We start from the raw sequence: 1,677 nt of genomic DNA on the forward strand, positions 1-1,677 counted from the left end.
TCTTTTGGTACAAACGATTTAACACAAACAGGCCTGGGTATGAGCAGGGATGATGCTGGAAGATTCTTACGATACTACATAGAACATGACATATACGCCTTTGACCCATTTCAGAGAATAGATGAAAAAGGTGTGGGAAAACTTATGCAGATAGGTGTTGAACTGGGAAGAAAGGCAAGGAAAAACCTGAAGATTGGTATATGCGGGGAACATGGAGGAGAGCCTCATTCAGTAGAGTTCTGTCATAAGATTGGGCTTGACTATGTAAGTTGTTCACCGTATCGTGTAACGGTGGCAAAGCTTGCCGCAGCAAGGGCAGCAATAAAGGATAAAAAGAAAGTAGCTGTCCCGGATTAAAAACGACAAACAGTTTATTCAGTTTCAGAAGGTGTGAAAAAATCAGCGGTATGGCCGGAACACTGTTTCATTCGTGCTTCCGCTCCGTGCGCTTTACCCACTAACGGCCCAGCCTCACTCAATGGGTGAACTCATCCCGCTTTAAGGCGGGACTCAAACAGCACCCATTGCCCTTTGGGACGTATCCTTCAGCCGGGTACCTGTGGAAGAATGACACGGGTGGCCACCAAACCGTACTCGATGTCGCACTCACGTAAGGTTTAATTGCGAACATAGTGAGCAACAAAGTTCTTCCGGCCTTTATGCAGCCAGTGGAAAAGATTTTTTCATACCTTCTCCGTGATGTCGTACTACAGGGAACATCCTTTCATCACACCCCTCAACTCACCACTTACATGACCAGATACACCAGAGAGACGAAAGAAACGAGATAGACGAAAAAACGCTTCACAATAAACGTTAAAAATAAGGAATTATTTTGGGTAAAATCAAACTTGACATATGTATTATTGTATGTATAATTATAAGTAAAATATTGCAACACGGAGGGTATACAATGTTAGTCAATTCGGAAAAGATGATCTCTGTTGGGAAGTTACAGAGGGAACTTACACAAAGGCTGAGAGAACTATCGGAAACAGGTGAACCCTTATATGTGTTGAAAAACAATTCCCTTACAGCAGTGATACTTTCCCCTGAAGATTATGAATTTTTCAAGGAAGCAGAGGGATTGCTTGAGCACCTCGAGATAGCTGAGACTATAAAGAAAAGATTAAAAGGGCATGACCGTTCTAAGAATATCCCATGGGAAAAGGTAAAGGCAAAATATGCCTTATAAGGTTGAATTTCACCCGGAGGCCCTCAATGACTTTGATACCCTTGATGGTTCAATCCAGAAAGAGGTTGAAAAAAAGATTGATGCCCTCTCTGAAAATCCTTTTTTGGGTAACCCTCTCGGGAATAAATTTGGTATTAACCTTACTGGTTTTTACAAGATATACATCGCAAAAAAGAAATACCGTATTGTTTGTCGCTTAATTGGCGAGCTTGTAGAAATCATCGAAATAATCGCAATAGGGAAAAGGGATAAAGAAGCAGTTTACAGGCTAGCATTGAAAAGGCTTAAGAAAACTATTAAAAAGCAGTAAATAAGAATCAAAAAAGGAACGTATATTAGAGTTATTAAATCCACAAGCACACCTACTTATGGAGTATGGGACAAGCAATGGAGAGTCGCTAATTACGGAATGAAAGCGAGTAACATAGAAATCAGCGGCGGCGTCTTTTGCCGTCCGCTGGATTATTTTGTTATGAATTTAT

At 41.0% G+C, this 1,677-nt stretch carries 3 protein-coding genes; all 3 read left to right on the top strand.

The window, feature by feature from the left end; genetic code table 11:
• Window positions 1-357, top strand: a 357-nt coding sequence (locus tag NTU69_10635; protein MCX5803966.1) for a pyruvate, phosphate dikinase, incomplete at its 5' end; no start/stop codon positions are given.
• A 556-nt stretch (window positions 358-913) separates the two neighbouring features.
• The gene (locus NTU69_10640; protein ID MCX5803967.1) at window positions 914-1,195 is read left to right on the top strand and encodes a type II toxin-antitoxin system Phd/YefM family antitoxin; all 282 of its coding nucleotides are present in this window, start codon (window positions 914-916) and stop codon (window positions 1,193-1,195) included.
• On the top strand, window positions 1,185-1,505 hold the full coding sequence (locus NTU69_10645) for a type II toxin-antitoxin system mRNA interferase toxin, RelE/StbE family (protein ID MCX5803968.1): 321 nt from the start codon (window positions 1,185-1,187) through the stop codon (window positions 1,503-1,505). The genes NTU69_10640 and NTU69_10645 overlap by 11 nt, the downstream gene beginning before the upstream one ends.
• Window positions 1,506-1,677 lie beyond the last annotated feature (172 nt).

The organism is Pseudomonadota bacterium (assembly GCA_026388215.1).
Classification (GTDB): domain Bacteria; phylum Desulfobacterota; class Syntrophorhabdia; order Syntrophorhabdales; family Syntrophorhabdaceae; genus JAPLKF01.

Coding starts and splice junctions, on each gene's coding strand:
- NTU69_10640 (MCX5803967.1), top strand. CDS start 914: ATGTTAGTCAATTCGGAAAAGATGATCTCTGTTGGGAAGTTACAGAGG.
- NTU69_10645 (MCX5803968.1), top strand. CDS start 1,185: ATGCCTTATAAGGTTGAATTTCACCCGGAGGCCCTCAATGACTTTGAT.